We start from the raw sequence: 1,251 nt of genomic DNA, 5'->3' as shown, positions 1-1,251 counted from the left end.
TAATTTCAAGCAGCGGGATTCGGGAACTACTCAAGGAAATTACAGCCGCACAATGTCTCAAATCGGCGGCTAATTATCTATCTGTCGGAAAAGTAAGGTAGGCTTTGATGTCTGTTATAGTTAGTTCAGAAAAATCTGCCTCAACTTCTGCTTAAGCCTTACCTATGAGGGATTTAACTTTTGATTTGACCCTTTTTGTGACCAATTGCAGCACCACTCGGGGTGGAAAAAGCTCCCAAGGCCAAACTATTTGGTCAGTTGTATTAAGGGCTGAATCGGGGATTTCAGTATTCTTAAATAATACGTTATTGTAGAAAAGGCCAATAACTTTAAACTTGGGAAGTAAAGTCTTTATCTGTTGAAGTGTGAGTTGTCCCTCATAGAATTCGCCATCTTCAAACTCTGTGTAAAAATACTTGGTCTGAGACAAGGTTTTAACTGCTCCTTTTATCAAGTTTTCTTCTGCGCCTTGTACGTCAGCCCAAATTAAGTCAATTTGATCGATATCCTGTTCTGCAAACCAACTATCTAAGCTGCGCGTTGGCACTTTTACTGTATTTTCCTTAAACTTACACCAAGGGTAGACATTTAAATGATTTTTTGGAGTTTTGAGTGAAGAAGATTGGAGCCATTCTGAAGGGTCACCCGTTTCCTCATTGGAGCCGGTGCTCAGATGAAATTCAGCTTCTCCATCTACGTCTGATATGGCGATTTGATGTAATTGGCATCGCGCATCCTTGACTGTGTTTTGATGTATTTTTCCGGAGCGAGGATCGGGTTCAAAACAATGCAATTGAATGTCGGAAAATTCTCCGAGGAAAGCTAGGGAGTCTTCGCCGGTGCATGCCCCTATTTCTAAAATTACCGGGTTGTTTTTTTGGAGTAGTTTCCTAAAAGTTTGTAAAGTTTTTTTTCTCATGACTAATCCCTTTTTATTATTTATTGATGATAATTGACTGCTCTCACAACAGGCTTTCCGGCCTGTTCGACAAAGAGTTAATTTGATTGTGGGGTGGGCCCTCCTAGCCCGCCCAAAGCATCTGAGATTCTTCGCTTCGCTGGTGAATGACAACTACTCAATTAGATTTGACCACCGGGTGTTAGCAATAGTAGCGGTTTTGATAAGATCGATCGCACTCTATCCAATCCCATCTCCACATCCGGCAAAATCTCCCCAACAGTCTTCTCTCCTTTACCTAGCCCAGGCGAGGGCGAGGTTCCCTCTTTATGTTTGGGCGACGCGCGCTACTG

At 42.4% G+C, this 1,251-nt stretch carries 2 protein-coding genes; one reads left to right on the top strand and one right to left on the bottom strand.

The annotated features are described in order from the left end of the window. Window positions 1–151: 151 nt before the first annotated feature. Window positions 152–919: an FkbM family methyltransferase gene (locus ACUVJL_RS33855; RefSeq protein ID WP_445249836.1), complete on the bottom strand. Its 768-nt coding sequence runs from the start codon at window positions 917–919 to the stop codon at window positions 152–154. A 142-nt stretch (window positions 920–1,061) separates the two neighbouring features. Between ACUVJL_RS33855 and ACUVJL_RS33850 the strand changes: the two genes are divergently transcribed. Next, window positions 1,062–1,251 (top strand): hypothetical protein (locus ACUVJL_RS33850; RefSeq protein WP_445249835.1); only part of this gene is annotated, 190 nt, incomplete at its 3' end.

It is taken from the genome of Microcoleus sp. OTE_8_concoct_300 (genome assembly GCF_031383065.1).
In the GTDB taxonomy this organism is placed as follows: domain Bacteria; phylum Cyanobacteriota; class Cyanobacteriia; order Cyanobacteriales; family Microcoleaceae; genus Microcoleus.
The sequence above is the reverse complement of the archived record's forward strand: the minus strand, read 5'-3'. Positions and strand labels throughout refer to the sequence as shown.